This window comes from Bradyrhizobium sp. RP6 (assembly GCF_003837805.1).
Classification (GTDB): domain Bacteria; phylum Pseudomonadota; class Alphaproteobacteria; order Rhizobiales; family Xanthobacteraceae; genus Bradyrhizobium.
In genome coordinates this window covers 276,731-291,372 of the sequence record NZ_RQIT01000005.1, presented here as the reverse complement: position 1 = coordinate 291,372, position 14,642 = coordinate 276,731, and the positions used below count along the sequence as shown (strand labels likewise).

Genomic DNA, 14,642 nt, shown 5'->3' with positions numbered 1-14,642 from the left:
CCGGGTTCACGCTTCGCGTGCCCCGGAATGACGGGCCAAAAAGAGCCGTCGCCGCGAAGAGAGTGTGCCATCCCGCTCACCCTCCCTGCCGCGGCGTGATGATCTCGATCTCGTCGCCGGCCTTCAGCTGCGTCTCGGCCCAGCGGCTTTTCGGCACGACGTCGTAGTTCAGCGCGATGGCGAAATGGCTGCCCTCGTAGTCGAGCTCGGTGAGCAGCGCGTCGACGCTTGCGGAACTCACCTCGCGCTGCTCGCCGTTGACGATCAGAAGCATTGGACGATCACCCGCATTGCATCACCTCGTTGTCGATCTGGCCGCGCTCGACATAGGCGAGCGTCAGCTCGGCGAGCGCGGGCGCGATCAGGAAGCCGTGGCGGTAGAGACCGTTGACGCTGATCCTGCCGCCGCGAATGCCGATGCGCGGCAGATTGTCCGGATAGGCGGGCCGAAGCCCTGAGCCGAACTCGACGATGCGGGCCTCGCCGAAGGCCGGATGCACGGTATAGGCCGCGCCAAGCAGCTCCAGCGCGGAGCGGACGCTGACGCCGGTGTCCTCGGCCTCGATCGAGGTCGCGCCCAGCATGAACAGGCCGGCCTCGCGCGGGATCACGTAGAGCGGCCAGCGCGGATGGATCAGCCGCACCGGGCGCGCAAGCTGCACCTCGTGGCTCTCGATCAGGATCATCTCGCCCTTGACGCCGCGAAGCTCGCTTTGCTCGTCGCGGGCGCCGAGGCCGCGGCAGTCGATCACGATGCCCTCGGGATCCGAGTTTGCGAGATCACCTGCGGTGACGTCGCTGCAGAACTTGATGTTGCCGCCGGCGGCGCGGATGCGCGCGTGCAGCTTCGGCAGCACGCGGCGCGGCTCGACATGGCCTTCGGCGGGGAAGAACAGCGCATCGCGGAAGCGGCCCTCCAGCGACGGCTCGAGCTCGGCGAGGCCCGCGGCATCGAGCCGGCGGTGATCCTCGGTCATGCGCGCAAAGCGCTCGAAATCGTTGCGCTCGCGCGGATGGGCGACGACGAGCGAGCCGTTGAAGGGCGTATCGGGCAGCTCGCGCCGCCAGATGTCGAGGGAGCGCAGCCCCAGGCGGCTGATGATGGGTTCTGCGACCTCGGCCTCGCAATAGGGCGCGAGCATGCCGCCGGCCCAATGGCTGGTGGCATCCGTCATCGCCTCGTCACCGCGCTCGTGCAAGGTCACGGCATGACCGGCCTGTGCGAACAGCAGGGCTTGCCAGGCGCCAGCAATGCCTGCGCCGATGATGGATACCGGGGAATCCGGTCGCTTGGTCGTTTGCAACATCCCTGTCCCTTCGCCGGCATGACCCGGATCAGGTTCAAAGGGTCACCGCGGTCCTGGGCCGAATTGCCCATTTAGCGGTATCTCAGCTCCTCCTCGGAGCACCCCTCGGAACGGTGCTAATGTATGCCAGTGACGGGCGGTGTCAACGCGTTTGGCCCGGAACCTCAGTGTCCGTGCCCCGGACGCGATGCAGCGCCCCGCCGCTTGGCGGCGTGATGCGTCGCAGAGCCGGGGCCCATCTTTGCGGAGGGCTGGGTCCCGGCTCTGCGCAGCAGCGCTTCGCGCCGCTGCTTGTCCGGGATACGAGAGGCTACTGCGAGGCCTGCGCCCGCGCGTTACGGACGCGCTGTGCCAGCTTCTTGTGCGTCGGCGCGCCGAACATCGGCTGCGGGTTGCCGTTCGGCTCCAGCCAGCTCTCGTTGCTGGCCTGTTGCACCATCGTCTGCTGCTGCTCCTGGCGCTGGCGCTTTGCAGCGTAGTAATAGCCGCCTGCGAAATAACGCACAGCTCGGGCGTGGTCGCCGTTGGCGGCGCGATAGGCGCCGGCGAGGTATTTGACCGCATAGGTGAGGTTGGCGTTGGGATCGCGCAGGCCGGCGGCATCGCCGGTGTAGCCGACACCGCGAGCGGTCGCGAGCTTGATCTGCATCAGCCCGATGGTGCCGCCACGGCCGACGAGGTGCGGCTGGTAGCGGCTCTCGCGCATGATGACGCGATGCACCAGTGCTTCCGGCACGCCGTTGGCGCGGGCATGGGCCGCGACCATCTCGGCATATTCGGCTTCGCCGGCGAATGCGGCCTGCGGCAAAATCGATCCGGCCGCGAGCAGCGCGACAACGCGTAAAATTTTCATCAGATATCCCGTAAATGGCCTGGGTCCGGCTGCCTTATTGTTTGAGCATGATCTGCTTGTTTGAGCATGATCTGCTCGGAAAACCGCGATGCACTTTTCCGGATCATGCTTTAGGCCCCCGAACACGGCGATGATGTGACCAAACGACGCCGTTAACGTTTTTGCGGCGCCGTGCCGCCGTGATGACTCAAAGCTGGCGTAATCGGCTTTCGGGGCGGACGCCCCCCCGCGCGAGACAGCACGCCTGTCTATTCGTGCCGGCTCGCGAAAGCGAGTATGCAAGCGCTGCAAATCGGGAGAGGTGCCATGACAAAATCCAAGCTCGTCACTGCACACACCGGCGACATCCCGAGACATAACCCTTGCGCCCAGTGCGGCACGCCGATCGCGCAGCCCGACTGGATCGAGCCGGGCGAGGGGCGCATCTCCTACCTCTGGACCTGCCACGCCTGCAATTATCGCTTCGAGGCGGTGGCAATCTACGCGCATGAGATCGTCGAGCACCCGCCGCTTGCGGCCTGACGCGCGTATCCAGAGGTGAGCCGCGGTTGCTGCCTACGAGGATGCATGATCGTCGGCGAGAATCGTGCGCTGCAAAATGTTCCTGAGTGACGCAGGAACATGCCTTGCGTGATGTTCCGCTCGCGCATTGCGCGACGAAATTGCGGCGCGCACGGAACTGCGCGTGATCAGCGCTGTTTTCCCAGCACGAGTTTTCTGTGAAGGAGAGGACGACATGCTGACGAAATCAATCGCCGCCGGCCTTGCCGGCACCGCGCTGCTTGCAACCGTCGCGTTCGCACAATCGCCGACGACCACGACCGACAAGGCGCCGACCGCGTCCACGGCCACCACGACATCCACGACCGCGTCGGGCCAGTGGCGCACGTCCAAGATGGACGGCCTGAAGGTCTACAACGAGGCCAACGAGAACATCGGCACGATCAACGACCTCTTGATGGACAAGAACGGTGACATCAAGATTGCCGTGATCGGCGTCGGCGGCTTCCTCGGCATGGGCGAGCATCTCGTTGCCGTGCCCTATGAGAAGCTGAAGTTCGTCAACGAGGCCGTCGCCTACACCGGCACGGGCGCCAAGCCGGGCGCGACCACCACCACGACCACCACCACCGGCGCCGCGACCGGCACCGACAACAGGCCGGCTGCGACCACGACGTCGTCCGCGTCGAAATGGTATCCGGACCATGCCGTGTTCAACGCGAGCAAGGACGAGCTGAAGAACATGCCCCAGTTCAAGTACTCGGAGTAATGCGGCTCGCCTGACTGCCTAAACGAAGCGCGCCCGGTCTTCACTGGGCGCGCTGTCGTGTCCTTTCGTCACTGCAAGAAATTGCGAAGCCGCCGCTCAGGCGCGGCCGCCCTTGAGTCGCTCGTTGCGTCGGCGCAGGCCTTCCAGGGTGGCGAGGAGGATGACCGAGACCGTCGTCAGGATCACCGCCGCTGCCGTGATGGTCGGGCTGATGTTCTCGCGGATGCCGCTGAACATCTCGCGCGGCAGCGTGCGTTGCTCGGGACCTGCCATGAACAGCACGATCACCACCTCATCGAAGCTGGTCGCGAAGGCGAACAGTGCGCCTGACGCGAGGCCGGGCAGGATCAGCGGCAGGATCACGCGGCGGAACGCCTGAAGCGGCGAAGCGCCGAGCGAGGCGGCGGCGCGCGCCAGATTGGTGTCGAAGCTTTGCAGCGTCGCGCCGACCGTGATCACCACGAAGGGCGTCGCCAGCGCGGTGTGGGCCAGGATCAGGCCGAGATAGGTGCCGGTCAGTCCGATCGGTGCGAAGAAGAAATACAGGCCGACCGCGGTGATGACCCCGGGCACGACGACCGGCGAGAGCACGAACGCCAGCACGAGCGGTTTGAACCGGCTCTTCCACTGCGCCAGGCCCAGCGCGGCCGTCGTGCCGAGGACCATGGACAGCGCCGTCGAGGCGACGCCGATGATCATGCTGTTCTTCAGCGAATTCATCCAGCGCGGCGAAGTGACGAAGTCGGCGTACCAGCGCAAGGAAAGGCCTGGCAGCGGATAGGTGAGATACGAGCCCGAGCTGAAGGACAGCGGCATGATCGCCAGGATCGGCGCGATCAGGAAGACGAACACCAGCGTGGAGACGATGATGGTCGCGGTCCACGCGATGCGCTGGCTGGGCGTGCGCAAGGAGGAATGATCGCTCAATCCTTCATGCCTCCCGTGACCTGCTGGCCCTGCACCAGCTTGCCGTAGACGAGGGCGAGCAGGACGGTGGCCAGCAGCAGCACCGCGCCCAGCGCCGAAGCAAGGCCCCAATTGGCCGTCTCGGTGGTGTAGAGCGCGATGAAATAGCTGATCATCTGGTCGGCGGCGCCGCCGACCAGGGCCGGCGTGATGTAGTAGCCGAGCGCCAGGATGAAGACGAGCAGGCTTCCGGCGCCGATGCCCGGCAGCGTTTGAGGCAGGTAGATCCGCAGGAAGGCGGTGACCGGCGGCGCTCCGAGCGAAGCGGCGGCCCGCATGTAAGCCGGCGAGATTGCCTTCATGCTGCTGTACAGCGGCAGGATCATGAACGGCAGCAGAACGTGGGTCATGGCGACGCAGACGCCGAAGCGGTTGTAGATCAGGCGCAGCGGCGCGTCGATGATGCCAAGCCACTGAAGGCTGTCGTTCACGACGCCCTTGCTCTGCAACAGGACGATCCAGGCGCAGGTGCGGACCAGAAGCGACGTCCAGAACGGCAGCAGGACGAAGATCATCAAGAGGTTCGACCGGGCCGGCGGCAGCGTCGCCAGGAGGTAGGCGACCGGGAAGCCGAGGATCAGACAGAGTGCGGTGACGCCGAGGCTGATGAGGAAGGTGCGGGCGAAAATGTCGCGATAGATGGCTTGGTCGGGCGGGGCCGCGACGATCGAGCCGTCCGCGTTCCTGACAAGGTCGAGCGCCGCCAGCAGGTAGAAGCCGGTCACCGGGCCGCTGGCCGCCTTGATCGTCGTCCAGGTCGCGCGTTCGCGCCAGGCCGGATTGACCTTGCCCAGCGTCTCCCTGGCCGTCCCTCGCTCCGGCACCGCCTTCAGATTGCGGGCGGTGCTGGTCAGGATCGTGCGGAAGCCGTTCAGCGCGTAGTTCAGCCGCTTGGCTGCAATCGCGATGGTGCCGGCGGCGCGCGCCGCGAGGATGTCGCTTGCCAGCGCCGCATAGGCCTCTTCATCCGGCAGGTCCCTGCCGTCCCAGCTGGCGAGAGCGGCGATGGTTTGCGGCAGGACCTGACGCACCTCCCTGTCATCGACCGCGCGCCACAGCATGCCGGCGATCGGCCCCGCAAAGGTGAAGAGCAGGAAGACGAGAAGCGGCAGAACCAGCGCCAATGCCTTGACCTGGCGTGCCCGCTCTGCACGCCTCAGTCGGCGCTTGAGCGGCACCTCGGCCTGCGCATTGGCGCCGGTCAGGAGCGCATCCGTCATCGGTCGAGCCTTGCGGGTCCTGCTACTTCGCGGCCCATTTGTTGAAGCGCTCGGTCAGGCGGTCGATGTTCTCGAGCCAGAAGGCAACGTTGATCTCGACCGCGTTCTTGATGTTGTCGGGCGCCGTCGGCAGATCCTTCAGAACGGCGGGCGCCAGCAGAGCGGCTGCGCCCTTGTTCGATGTGCCGTAAGCAATGTTCTCCGACAGTTTTGACTGGTTCTCCGCCTTGCCGACGAAGTCCAGGAACTTGTAGGCCGCGTCCTTGTTGGGACTCCCCTTCAGGATGACCCAGCTGTCGAGGGTGAAGAGCGCGCCGTCCCACACCATGCCGAAATTCTTCTTCTCGTTCTTGTTCGCGGTGTCGATGCGGCCATTGTAGACCGAGGTCATCGCCACCTCGCCGGAGGCGAGCAATTGCGGCGGCTGGGCGCCGGCCTTCCACCACACGATGTCGCCCTTGATGGTGTCCAGCTTCTTGAACGCGCGATCGACGCCTTCGTCGGTCGCCAGCACCTTGTAGACGTCCTTCGGCGCGACGCCGTCGGCCATGAGGGCGATCTCCAGCGTGGTCTTCGGGCCCTGACGCAGGGCGCGCTTGCCGGGAATCTTCTTGATATCGAAGAAGTCGGCCCAGCCGCCGGGGGCCTGCTTCAGCTTGTCCTTGTCGTAGCCGAGAACGAAATCGTAGAGGATGGCGCCGACGCCGCAGGGATTGACCGACGGCGGGATATACGCGGCTTCGCCGCCGATCTTGGAATAGTCGAGCTTCTCGAACAGGCCTTCCTCGCAGCCGACCGCCAGTTCGTCGCTCTCGACCTGGACGACGTCCCAGGTGGCGGCGCCGCCCTGCACCTTGGCGCGCAGCACGCCGACGCCGCCGTCCCAGGACTCGTCGTTCATCGCGATGCCGGACGCCTTCTTGAACGGTTCGAAATAGACCTTCTTCTGCGCATCCTGATACGCGCCGCCCCACGAGACGACGGTGAGGTCACGCGCCTCTGCGACCGTCGCCAGCGCTGCGCTGGCACTGAACGCTGCGGCGAAACCCAGAGCAATCTTGCGATTCAGCATGGTCTTCGTTCCTTCTCCGTGAGTTATGTGAGTTGATTGTCTTGGGTCAGACGGGATCGAGAGCGAGGCAATCCTCGGGGCGGAATGTGATGAAGACGCTTTCGCCATGGCTCAGGCTGTCATGAGCGCCCGGCTGAAGCTTGACCATGAATTCGCCGTTGCCGGCGACGTCGAGCACGGCTAGCGCATGGTCGCCGAGATAGATGGTGTTCTGCACCTTCGCCGGCAGGCGGTTCGGTCCTTCGCCGGAGGTGCCATCCAGGACGATGGCAACGCGCTCCGGCCGCACCGACAGGGAGGTCGATGCGCCCGCGCCTGATACATTGATCGCCCGTGCGGTCACGGCACCGCCACCAGCTAGCACGACGCGGCAATAGCCCTTGTCGACCGTCTCGACGGTGCCGGGGAGCACATTGTTCTCGCCGATGAAGTGCGCGACGAAGCTGTTCACCGGATGCTCATACAGCGCATCGGGCCTGTCGATCTGCTGCACGATGCCGTCGTTGAACACGGCGATGCGGTCCGACATGGTCAGCGCTTCACTCTGATCGTGGGTGACGTAGACGATCGTGATGCCCGTGGTCTCGTGCAGTTGCTTGATCTCCAGCTGCATCTGTTCACGCAGGCGCTTGTCGAGGGCGCCAAGGGGCTCGTCCATCAGCACGAGTTGCGGATTGAAAACCAGCGCGCGGGCCAGCGCCACGCGCTGCTGCTGACCGCCGGAGAGTTGACCCGGCCGCCGATGCGCCAGGGCCTCCATCTTGATCATGCGCAACGCTGCTCTCACGCGCTCCTGCGCTTCCGCCTTGTTCGTCTTGCGAACGGACAGCGGGAAGGCGATGTTCTCCGCGATCGTCAGGTGCGGAAACAGGGCGTAGTTCTGGAACACCATGCCGATGTCGCGCTTGTGCGGCGGCACGTTCTTGATCGGACGGTCCGCGAGATAGATCTCGCCATGGGTCGGCACCTCGAAGCCGGCCAGCATCATCAGCGTCGTCGTCTTGCCCGAGCCCGAGGGGCCGAGCAGGGTGATGAACTCGCCCTTCCTGATGTCGAGATCGAGGTTCTTCACCACGAGGTGCTCGCCATCATAGGTCTTCTGAATGCCGGAAAAGCGTACCAGTGCCGGCGCAGGTGTGACCATGCCGGCTTCCATGTCGTCCTCGCGTTGTCCCCTACCGTGCCGTGCGAGATTAGCATCGTGCAGCGAGAATGCCAGCGGCGCAAGCAACGAAGAGGCGTGCGGGCCCGGTGAGTGGCAGGGCTATCGCATTTCAGAGCTCTTCCCTGCGGCCATCCTTCGAGACGACCGCCTTGGGCGGGCTTCTCAGGATGAGGACGGAGTGCGTGGCTGCGGTTTCAAAGGGCACTGACGCCGAATAGCCTCATCCTGAGCCGTCAGCGCCGAAAGCGGACGCTGCACATGGAGAGGAGGCGCGTAAGCGCCGTCTCGAAGGACGAGGCGTGCGCGCAGATCGCGCAACAAGTCGAATGCGATGGCCCTGTGGAGGCGCGCTACATCCCCGGCAGCTTCGTCACTGACACATTCAGCGAGCCGCCGGCTTCCGCGACGACGCGGAGGGTCTTGGAATCGAAGGCGATGTCGGCGAGAGTCAGGCTGTCGATCTTGGCGTCGACCTTGAGGCCGTCCTCGCTCTTCTGGTAGTCGGCGATCGCTGCGGCGATCTTCTCGCGCGCGTTGGCGGCGATCGGCTTCAGGTCGAGCGTCGCCCTCTGGAGCAGTGCCTGCTGCATCTGCGGCACCACCGCGCGCGCGGCCGCGCCGAGCAGGCCGAAGGCGGCCTCGGATTCCACCGCGAGCTCGATGTCCGTCAGCCGCAGCGTCTGCCGCGCCTGGTCGAGCACCGGCCGGCCCCAGATGTGCACGGTTGCCTCCGCGCCGAGGCCGAACCAGCTCTTCTTCTCCTTGGCGCTTACCAGAAGCGAGATCAGCAGCCGCTCACCTGACGGCGTCACGTTGGCGCTCTTGACGGTGACGTCGACCGGGCCGGAGCCGTCCTCTGGATAGGTACGGCCGACCATCTGCGCTGCGATCAGCTTGTTGATCTCGGTGAAAGGAACGTCGATCGGCACGCCGATGCTCACACCGGTGCCGGTCGGCGGCACGATCGAAATCTTGTCGGGGAACGGACACTCCGGCTTGGTCGGCGCCGAGGTCACGCGCGTCTCGGCTTCGAGGCCGAGCAGCAGCGTCACGGCCTGCGCATCGACGCGCGGCTGCGCCGCGATCGCGCGCACCGGCTTCATCTCGAGCCAGAGCGGCGGCAGAGCGGCCGAGGAACCCGAACCTTGCAGCGGGATCGAGCGGCAGGCCTTGATCCATTGCGCTTTCGCATTCTCGCGCAGCGATGGATCGTTGCGGATGCGCTCGGAGACGGCGTTGATCTGCTCGCCGACATTCTTGTCGATCAGCGGCTTCACCTGCGCCGGCACGTTGACCTTGGCGCCGGCGACGTTGAGGTTGGTGTCGCCGAGATTGACCTGGGCGCCGAGATTGGGCTCCAGATACCAATTGGCCGCGAGCTTCGGCCGCGAGGTGACGACCACGTTGCCCTTGATCTCGGCGCTGGCATTCAGGTTCTTGATGTTGACCGCGCCGATCCGTTTCGCCGCATCGCCGCCGAGCACGCTGCCCAGTGCGTCGCCGAGCGCGCCGGTGGCTTTCGACGACAGCGAGCCCGTCACGTTCAGCCTGCCGGTGAGCGGCGTCGAGATCGTCAGCACGTCCTTGTCGCCGCTCGCTGCCATCGGGCCGCGCGCGGCGGTCCAGCCGATATCGGCGTTCTCCAGGATCTGCGAGATCGGGTTATCGGCCTTGCCGGCGAAATTGCGCGGCGCGGCCTTCTCGGCCTGCTCGCGGATCGCAGATAGCGCGATCGCGACCGGCGCGACCACGATCGAGCTCTTCGAGGCCGGCGGCAGCGGCGGCAGTTGCGCGACCGGTGGCGCCGAATTCGTCGCGCGCGGCGACAGCAAGTCCATCGCCTTCAGGCTGATGAAGAACGACGCCGCGAGCACTGCGACGCCGATCAGGATGATCTTCACATTCAACGTCAGTCGCATCAATCCCCCAAGCAGCCCCGGTGGGGATTTTACAGGGCGGGCGAGGGGGGCGCTAGAGCGCACCGGTGGGGTGGAATTGGGGCGAACAGGTTAACGGCTGCGAACGCGCCGTTACCAGGCGTTCAAGCATTGCGACGAGGCTAGCCGCGCCGAGGACGGCGAACCGCTCTCACATTGCCGCGATCTCCGCCGCCGCAGAAGAAGCGGTCGCCGCCATCGGACTCCAGCCCGGACACGCCCGTCCCGGCGGGCAGGTCGAGTTGCTCGATCACCCGGCCCGTTTCCGGGTCGATTCGCCGCACATCGCTCTCCTCGCCTTCCCAGGTGCCATGCCAGAGTTCGCCGTCGACCCAGGTCACCCCGGTCACGAAGCGCCTGCTCTCGATGGTGCGGAGGATCTTGCCCGTTTCGGGATCGACCTGATGGATCTTGCGCTCGCGATATTGTCCGACCCAGAGCGAGCCCTCGGCCCAGGCAAGGCCGGAATCGCCGCCGCCGCCGGGTGCCGGAATGGTGCTGAGCACCTTGCCCGAGGCGGCATCAATTTTCTGGATGCGATCCTCGGCGATCTGGAACAGGTGCCGGCCGTCGAACGCCGTTCCCGCATGCGCGGCGACGTCGATGGAGCGCGCGATCTTGCCGCTGGCCGGATCGAAAGCGTTCAACTTGTCGCCGGATGCGAACCAGACATGCTTGCCGTCATAGGTGACGCCATGCACGGCTTCAACGCCCGGAAAGGGCCCATACTCGGTGACGATCTCGGCGGCTGAACGTTTCATGTGCTCGATCCCTGATGCTTGCGCGCATCCTACGTCTTCAGGAGCGGCGTAGGGAGTAACAAGCCTGTCGGGAAACCGGGAACAGGGGGTGTCATCCAGCGGCGCGCCCGTCCTTGTCCGAAGCACTGCACCTTATGCGACCGCGCCAGCTCATCGAGCGCCCGCTGCACGGTACGCGGACTGATCCCAAGCGCAAGTGCGAGCGCCGAACTCGACCATGGCTCGCCGTCGGCGAGAAAGGCGAGGACGGCGGCGTGCTTCTCCTCCAGGGGCCGCGCCAGCACGAGAACGTCGCGCGTCTTCCGCGGCGCCAGCACAAATCCCTGCTTCGTCGCGCTGATGTCGGCCAGAGGCTTGAGCTTGGTGCGGAGCCGTCCGATCTCGACACGCAATCGCGCGCGGTGCGACTCATCGGCGTGTCTTGCCTGGAAGGCGCCCGATATCAAAGTCTCTCGCGAAACATCGGCGGGCCATGCCTGCGCCAGCAGGCGAGCGAGCGCGAACAGGACGGGCCGCGTTCCGAGCGACACGACGACGCCTTGCCTGCGCACGACATGATGGAAGGTGTCCACGACGAGCGCCGTCGAGGTTGCCAGTCTCTCGACCTCTCCGAGCAACAACGGGTGTTCACTGCCGCGCGCGATCAGGCGCGCTGCCGGCGTGGCGAGTATGAGGTTCGCGCTGTCGACCTCGGCCACGAGCGCCGGGATTTTGGCCAGCCGCGCTGCGTGAGCCGCGCGGCCGAGTGCCGCGCGCGCCTCTTTCGTTCTGAGGCGCCTGATCGCGATGCCGGCGAGCACGAGCTCGCGGACGACTTGAGATGCGGGCGGGAGCGGCGTGGGACGGACCTCCGCCAGTGTGCGCTCGGCCTCATCGAGGCGCCCGACCAGAAGCAAACGCCGCGCCTCGATATGGCCTGCATGGGCGGCATTGGCGAGATCGCCATGGTTTTCGAGCGTCGCGCGTGCCGCCACGAGGGCCTTCACCGGCCAGCTCAGATCGCGCGAGACCAGCGCGATCTCGGCTTCGGCCACCACGCATCTTGCGCGTGCCACCGCCTCGCGTGGACCGAAGACGCGTGCGGCGCTTCGCAGCAGCGTCTTGGCTTTGGCGAGATCGCCGAGCTGCGCCATCGCGATGCCACGCAGCGCGAGCGACGGCGCATCGTTGCGCAACGCAACGCGGTTCAAGGCACCGAGCGGATCGCCGGCCTCGAGCGCGCGCGCCGCGGCGGTGATCAGCGACTCCATGTCAATCCCGCCACACTTGTTACTCCCACCGCGCAGCTGTCCGGTGCCAGAAATCGTTGACGGCCGACAATGTGCGGCGAGGGGCGATCGGTTCCGCGGCTGTCAGAACGGGGCGCGGAACGGCCGCCGGAGCAAGAGGTTTGGAGAGCCATCATGACATCAGGTGAAGACGCAGTGACTAACGGACAGGCCGCCATGCAAACACCGCCGGTGGTGTCGCCGCAGGACTGGGAGGCAGCCCGTCAGCAACTGCTCGTGAAGGAAAAGGCGCATACCCGTGCCCGCGATGCCCTGGCCGCCGAGCGGCGTCGCATGCCGTGGATGGCGGTGGACAAAACCTATGCGTTCGAGGGGCCCGGCGGCAAGCTCAGCCTGCGCGACTTGTTCCAGGGACGGCGGCAGCTGATCGTCTACCGGGCATTCTTCGAACCCGGCGTGTTCGGCTGGCCCGACCATGCCTGCCGCGGTTGCTCCATGGTGGCCGACCAGGTCGCCCATGTCGCGCATCTGAACGCCCGCGACACCACGCTCGTCTTCGCCTCGCGCGCGCCGCAGGCGGACATCGTCAGGCTGAAGAAACGGATGGGCTGGACCATGCCGTGGGTCACCATCACCGACAGCTTCGATGCCGATTTCGGCGTCGGCGAATGGCACGGAACGAACGTGTTCTACCGCGACGGGGCGCGCATCTTCCGCACCTATTTCGTCAAGAGCCGGGGCGACGAGCAGATGGGCGGTACCTGGAACTATCTCGACATCACGCCGCTCGGCCGCCAGGAGGTGTGGGAGGATTCGCCGAAGGGCTATCCGCAGACGCCGACCTACAAATGGTGGAACTGGCACGACAGCTACACCGAAGGCGCCGAGCCAGACAAGCGATGGGTCGAGATCTCGGATGCCGGTGAAAAGGCGTTCCGCAAAGAGGCTGCGGAAGGACGTGACTAGTCCCGTCAGCGCAACTGTCGGCGCCGGCCGCGACGGCGTTGTGGCGGCGCGCCATCTCGCCAGGTGGCTGGCTTTGTGGCTGGCCTTGGCGGCGACACCGACCTTCGCGGTCATGGCCGTGCTGACGGCCATGACCGGGGGAGGGCCGGCAGACCTGCTGTGTGCCGGCGGGCAGGGATCTCTGCTCGGCGGAATGGTGCCGATGTATTTCTTGATGAGTGCGTTTCACTCGGCCGCGTGGCTGAGGTTGATCGCGGAGCGTCGGGGCGGCGGTTAAGCGATCGCGGCAGCAGCGAGAACGGTCCCGCATCACCCGGGGGCCGCGTCGCTCAGATTTCGTCCGGATCGTGCGATAGAGGGCCGCATCGGCCGGCGTGAGCAGCCTGATCATGGCTATGAGAGGTGCGCCAGCGGCAAGGGTGCAGCCGCCTTCAGCGTCTGGAGCGCGATGCTGCTGCGGACTTCCCGCACGATCGGCAGGTTGAGCAGCTTGTCGACGAGGAAGCGCTGGTAGTCCTCGAGCTCGGGTACCACGATTTCGAGCAAATAGTCGGCCTCTCCGGCGATGAGGTGGCAGGCGACGACCTCGGGCATGGCGACGACGGTCTTTTCGAAGCTCAGTGCCTGGTCGTTGGCGTGGCCATTGATCTTGACGCCGAGGAAGGCCGAGAAGCCGAGCCCGAGACGGTTGCGCCGCAGGGAGGCGCGGTAGCCGTCGATATAACCGTCCTGCTCCAGTCGACGCACGCGTCGCAGGCAGGGCGACGGTGACAGGCCGACCCGGTCGGCGAGCTCGATATTGCTCAATCGCGCATTGGCCTGGAGTTCGGTGACGATGCGCCGGTCGATCGCATCCAGCTCGCATTTTGGCATGAACCGCATCCCGTTGGATCAAGAAGGGCACGATGTTGCGCCCGAGCCGTCGAGACTAGCCCAGTTCGCAAGGACATGCCTCGGCTTTCCATGGGATGGAGTGTTCCGATCCTGCCGCTGATGGAGTGAACCATGACCGAAAGCCCGACTCTCGCGCCCCTGCTGGAGGCTGTCGAGCGTTACTTTACGCTGATGTACGACAACGACGTTTCGCAGTTCGACCGAGTCTTTGCGCCGACGGCGCAGCTCCACGGCATTCGCGACGCCGAATTGCGGATATTGCCGGTTCGCGACTACAGGACGCTGCTGGCATCGACCCCGTCGCCCAAATCCAAGGACGCCCCGCGCCTTCGGGAGATATTGCTGATCGACATGGCCTCGCCGGTGCAGGCGCTGGTGAAGGTTCGCGTTCGTATCGATGTGCTCCAGTACATCGACTACCTCGCGTACCACCGCATCGATGACGCCTGGCTGATCACGGCGAAATCATTCCAGGTCGAGCGACGGTACGAGCCGAGGGATGCGTAGGGCTGCGGGGCGTCTTATTGGCTGCCGGTCGATTGCAGATACGCAAACACCTTGCTCGCTTCCTCCGCCGAGACGCCGCCATAGGGCTGCATCTTGTGGCCGGACACGACCTCGTCCGGCTTGACCATGAAGCGGGTGAGCTTGTCCTGGTCCCAGACGAAGCCCGCTTCCTTCATGGACGAGGAGTAGTTGTAGTTCGGCAGCGCGCCGGCCTTGCGTCCGACGATCTTGTTGAGGTTGGGACCGAGGCGATTATCGCCCTCCTTCACGGAGTGGCAGGTGCGGCAGGAATTGTTGAAGGCCTGCTGGCCTGTGTCGTCACTCGCGGGTTGCTGCGCGAGCGAGAGGGGTGATGACAAGAGAAGCGTCAGTGCCCCGGCGCCGATCGCGTGCACCCATGCTCTTGACGAGTGTTGCAGGCGTGGTTGCATTTGCGCCTCCATCGGTGATCGCGCCGTAGCAAGCGCGCCGGGATGTCGAGGGCAAACAAAGACG

General features: G+C 65.5%; 17 protein-coding genes and 1 riboswitch. Of the genes, 5 read left to right on the top strand and 12 right to left on the bottom strand.

What is annotated here, in order from left to right:
* Positions 1-76: 76 nt before the first annotated feature.
* The 3 genes from thiS to EHH60_RS14155 all read right to left on the bottom strand — a co-directional run bounded on the left by thiS (position 77) and on the right by EHH60_RS14155 (position 2,160).
* Positions 77-274: a sulfur carrier protein ThiS gene (gene thiS, locus EHH60_RS14165; protein WP_124160060.1), complete on the bottom strand. Its 198-nt coding sequence runs from the start codon at positions 272-274 to the stop codon at positions 77-79.
* Positions 275-281: 7 nt separating this feature from the next.
* The gene (locus EHH60_RS14160; protein WP_124160059.1) at positions 282-1,307 is read right to left on the bottom strand and encodes an FAD-dependent oxidoreductase; all 1,026 of its coding nucleotides are present in this window, start codon (positions 1,305-1,307) and stop codon (positions 282-284) included.
* Positions 1,295-1,423: riboswitch (TPP riboswitch) on the bottom strand. It overlaps the preceding gene by 13 nt.
* Positions 1,424-1,617: 194 nt before the next feature.
* Positions 1,618-2,160 (bottom strand): lytic transglycosylase domain-containing protein, encoded by a 543-nt coding sequence (locus EHH60_RS14155; RefSeq protein WP_124160058.1) that lies wholly within the window; start codon positions 2,158-2,160, stop codon positions 1,618-1,620.
* Positions 2,161-2,466: 306 nt separating this feature from the next.
* Between EHH60_RS14155 and EHH60_RS14150 the strand changes: the two genes are divergently transcribed.
* Both EHH60_RS14150 and EHH60_RS14145 read left to right on the top strand, forming a co-directional pair.
* Positions 2,467-2,682, top strand: a complete 216-nt coding sequence (locus tag EHH60_RS14150; protein ID WP_199751458.1) for a hypothetical protein — start codon at positions 2,467-2,469, stop codon at positions 2,680-2,682.
* A 214-nt stretch (positions 2,683-2,896) separates the two neighbouring features.
* Complete coding sequence (locus EHH60_RS14145; RefSeq protein WP_124160056.1) at positions 2,897-3,430, top strand: PRC-barrel domain-containing protein; 534 nt, start codon at positions 2,897-2,899, stop codon at positions 3,428-3,430.
* A 96-nt stretch (positions 3,431-3,526) separates the two neighbouring features.
* Here the strand turns inward: EHH60_RS14145 and EHH60_RS14140 are convergent, their stop codons facing one another.
* From EHH60_RS14140 to EHH60_RS14110, 7 genes are all read right to left on the bottom strand, one after another.
* Complete coding sequence (locus EHH60_RS14140) at positions 3,527-4,357, bottom strand: ABC transporter permease (protein WP_199751457.1); 831 nt, start codon at positions 4,355-4,357, stop codon at positions 3,527-3,529.
* Positions 4,354-5,616, bottom strand: coding sequence for an ABC transporter permease (locus EHH60_RS14135; protein WP_124160055.1), 1,263 nt, complete (start codon positions 5,614-5,616; stop codon positions 4,354-4,356). The genes EHH60_RS14140 and EHH60_RS14135 overlap by 4 nt, the downstream gene beginning before the upstream one ends.
* A 22-nt stretch (positions 5,617-5,638) precedes the next feature.
* Positions 5,639-6,688, bottom strand: a complete 1,050-nt coding sequence (locus EHH60_RS14130) for an ABC transporter substrate-binding protein (protein ID WP_124160054.1) — start codon at positions 6,686-6,688, stop codon at positions 5,639-5,641.
* Between the two features lie 46 nt (positions 6,689-6,734).
* Entirely contained in the window at positions 6,735-7,844 is a 1,110-nt protein-coding gene (locus tag EHH60_RS14125) for an ABC transporter ATP-binding protein (RefSeq protein WP_124160053.1), read from the bottom strand.
* Between the two features lie 359 nt (positions 7,845-8,203).
* On the bottom strand, positions 8,204-9,772 hold the full coding sequence (locus EHH60_RS14120; protein WP_124160052.1) for a DUF4403 family protein: 1,569 nt from the start codon (positions 9,770-9,772) through the stop codon (positions 8,204-8,206).
* A 140-nt stretch (positions 9,773-9,912) separates the two neighbouring features.
* Complete coding sequence (locus EHH60_RS14115; RefSeq protein WP_124160051.1) at positions 9,913-10,551, bottom strand: Vgb family protein; 639 nt, start codon at positions 10,549-10,551, stop codon at positions 9,913-9,915.
* A 29-nt stretch (positions 10,552-10,580) separates the two neighbouring features.
* Positions 10,581-11,801, bottom strand: coding sequence for a helix-turn-helix domain-containing protein (locus EHH60_RS14110; protein ID WP_124160050.1), 1,221 nt, complete (start codon positions 11,799-11,801; stop codon positions 10,581-10,583).
* Between the two features lie 150 nt (positions 11,802-11,951).
* Here EHH60_RS14110 and EHH60_RS14105 point away from each other — a divergent pair, with 150 nt between their 5' ends.
* On the top strand, positions 11,952-12,746 hold the full coding sequence (locus EHH60_RS14105; RefSeq protein ID WP_124160101.1) for a DUF899 domain-containing protein: 795 nt from the start codon (positions 11,952-11,954) through the stop codon (positions 12,744-12,746).
* Positions 12,739-13,023, top strand: coding sequence for a hypothetical protein (locus EHH60_RS14100; protein WP_124160049.1), 285 nt, complete (start codon positions 12,739-12,741; stop codon positions 13,021-13,023). The genes EHH60_RS14105 and EHH60_RS14100 overlap by 8 nt, the downstream gene beginning before the upstream one ends.
* 116 nt (positions 13,024-13,139) lie before the next feature.
* Here the strand turns inward: EHH60_RS14100 and EHH60_RS14095 are convergent, their stop codons facing one another.
* A complete protein-coding gene (locus tag EHH60_RS14095) occupies positions 13,140-13,619 on the bottom strand; it encodes an Lrp/AsnC family transcriptional regulator (RefSeq protein ID WP_124160048.1) in 480 nt (159 codons plus the stop codon).
* Between the two features lie 132 nt (positions 13,620-13,751).
* On the opposite strand from EHH60_RS14095, the gene EHH60_RS14090 reads away from it, so the two are divergent.
* Positions 13,752-14,147: a nuclear transport factor 2 family protein gene (locus EHH60_RS14090; RefSeq protein ID WP_124160047.1), complete on the top strand. Its 396-nt coding sequence runs from the start codon at positions 13,752-13,754 to the stop codon at positions 14,145-14,147.
* A gap of 14 nt (positions 14,148-14,161) precedes the next feature.
* Here EHH60_RS14090 and EHH60_RS14085 read toward each other — a convergent pair whose 3' ends face one another.
* A complete protein-coding gene (locus EHH60_RS14085; protein WP_502697406.1) occupies positions 14,162-14,578 on the bottom strand; it encodes a c-type cytochrome in 417 nt (138 codons plus the stop codon).
* Positions 14,579-14,642: the final 64 nt, after the last annotated feature.

Excerpts from the sequence above, each read along its gene's own strand:
- thiS (WP_124160060.1), bottom strand. The coding sequence starts at position 274 with ATGCTTCTGATCGTCAACGGCGAGCAGCGCGAGGTGAGTTCCGCAAGC.
- EHH60_RS14160 (WP_124160059.1), bottom strand. The coding sequence starts at position 1,307 with ATGTTGCAAACGACCAAGCGACCGGATTCCCCGGTATCCATCATCGGC.
- EHH60_RS14155 (WP_124160058.1), bottom strand. The coding sequence starts at position 2,160 with ATGAAAATTTTACGCGTTGTCGCGCTGCTCGCGGCCGGATCGATTTTG.
- EHH60_RS14150 (WP_199751458.1), top strand. The coding sequence starts at position 2,467 with ATGACAAAATCCAAGCTCGTCACTGCACACACCGGCGACATCCCGAGA.
- EHH60_RS14145 (WP_124160056.1), top strand. The coding sequence starts at position 2,897 with ATGCTGACGAAATCAATCGCCGCCGGCCTTGCCGGCACCGCGCTGCTT.
- EHH60_RS14135 (WP_124160055.1), bottom strand. The coding sequence starts at position 5,616 with ATGACGGATGCGCTCCTGACCGGCGCCAATGCGCAGGCCGAGGTGCCG.
- EHH60_RS14130 (WP_124160054.1), bottom strand. The coding sequence starts at position 6,688 with ATGCTGAATCGCAAGATTGCTCTGGGTTTCGCCGCAGCGTTCAGTGCC.
- EHH60_RS14125 (WP_124160053.1), bottom strand. The coding sequence starts at position 7,844 with ATGGAAGCCGGCATGGTCACACCTGCGCCGGCACTGGTACGCTTTTCC.
- EHH60_RS14120 (WP_124160052.1), bottom strand. The coding sequence starts at position 9,772 with ATGCGACTGACGTTGAATGTGAAGATCATCCTGATCGGCGTCGCAGTG.
- EHH60_RS14115 (WP_124160051.1), bottom strand. The coding sequence starts at position 10,551 with ATGAAACGTTCAGCCGCCGAGATCGTCACCGAGTATGGGCCCTTTCCG.
- EHH60_RS14110 (WP_124160050.1), bottom strand. The coding sequence starts at position 11,801 with ATGGAGTCGCTGATCACCGCCGCGGCGCGCGCGCTCGAGGCCGGCGAT.
- EHH60_RS14095 (WP_124160048.1), bottom strand. The coding sequence starts at position 13,619 with ATGCCAAAATGCGAGCTGGATGCGATCGACCGGCGCATCGTCACCGAA.
- EHH60_RS14090 (WP_124160047.1), top strand. The coding sequence starts at position 13,752 with ATGACCGAAAGCCCGACTCTCGCGCCCCTGCTGGAGGCTGTCGAGCGT.
- EHH60_RS14085 (WP_502697406.1), bottom strand. The coding sequence starts at position 14,578 with ATGCAACCACGCCTGCAACACTCGTCAAGAGCATGGGTGCACGCGATC.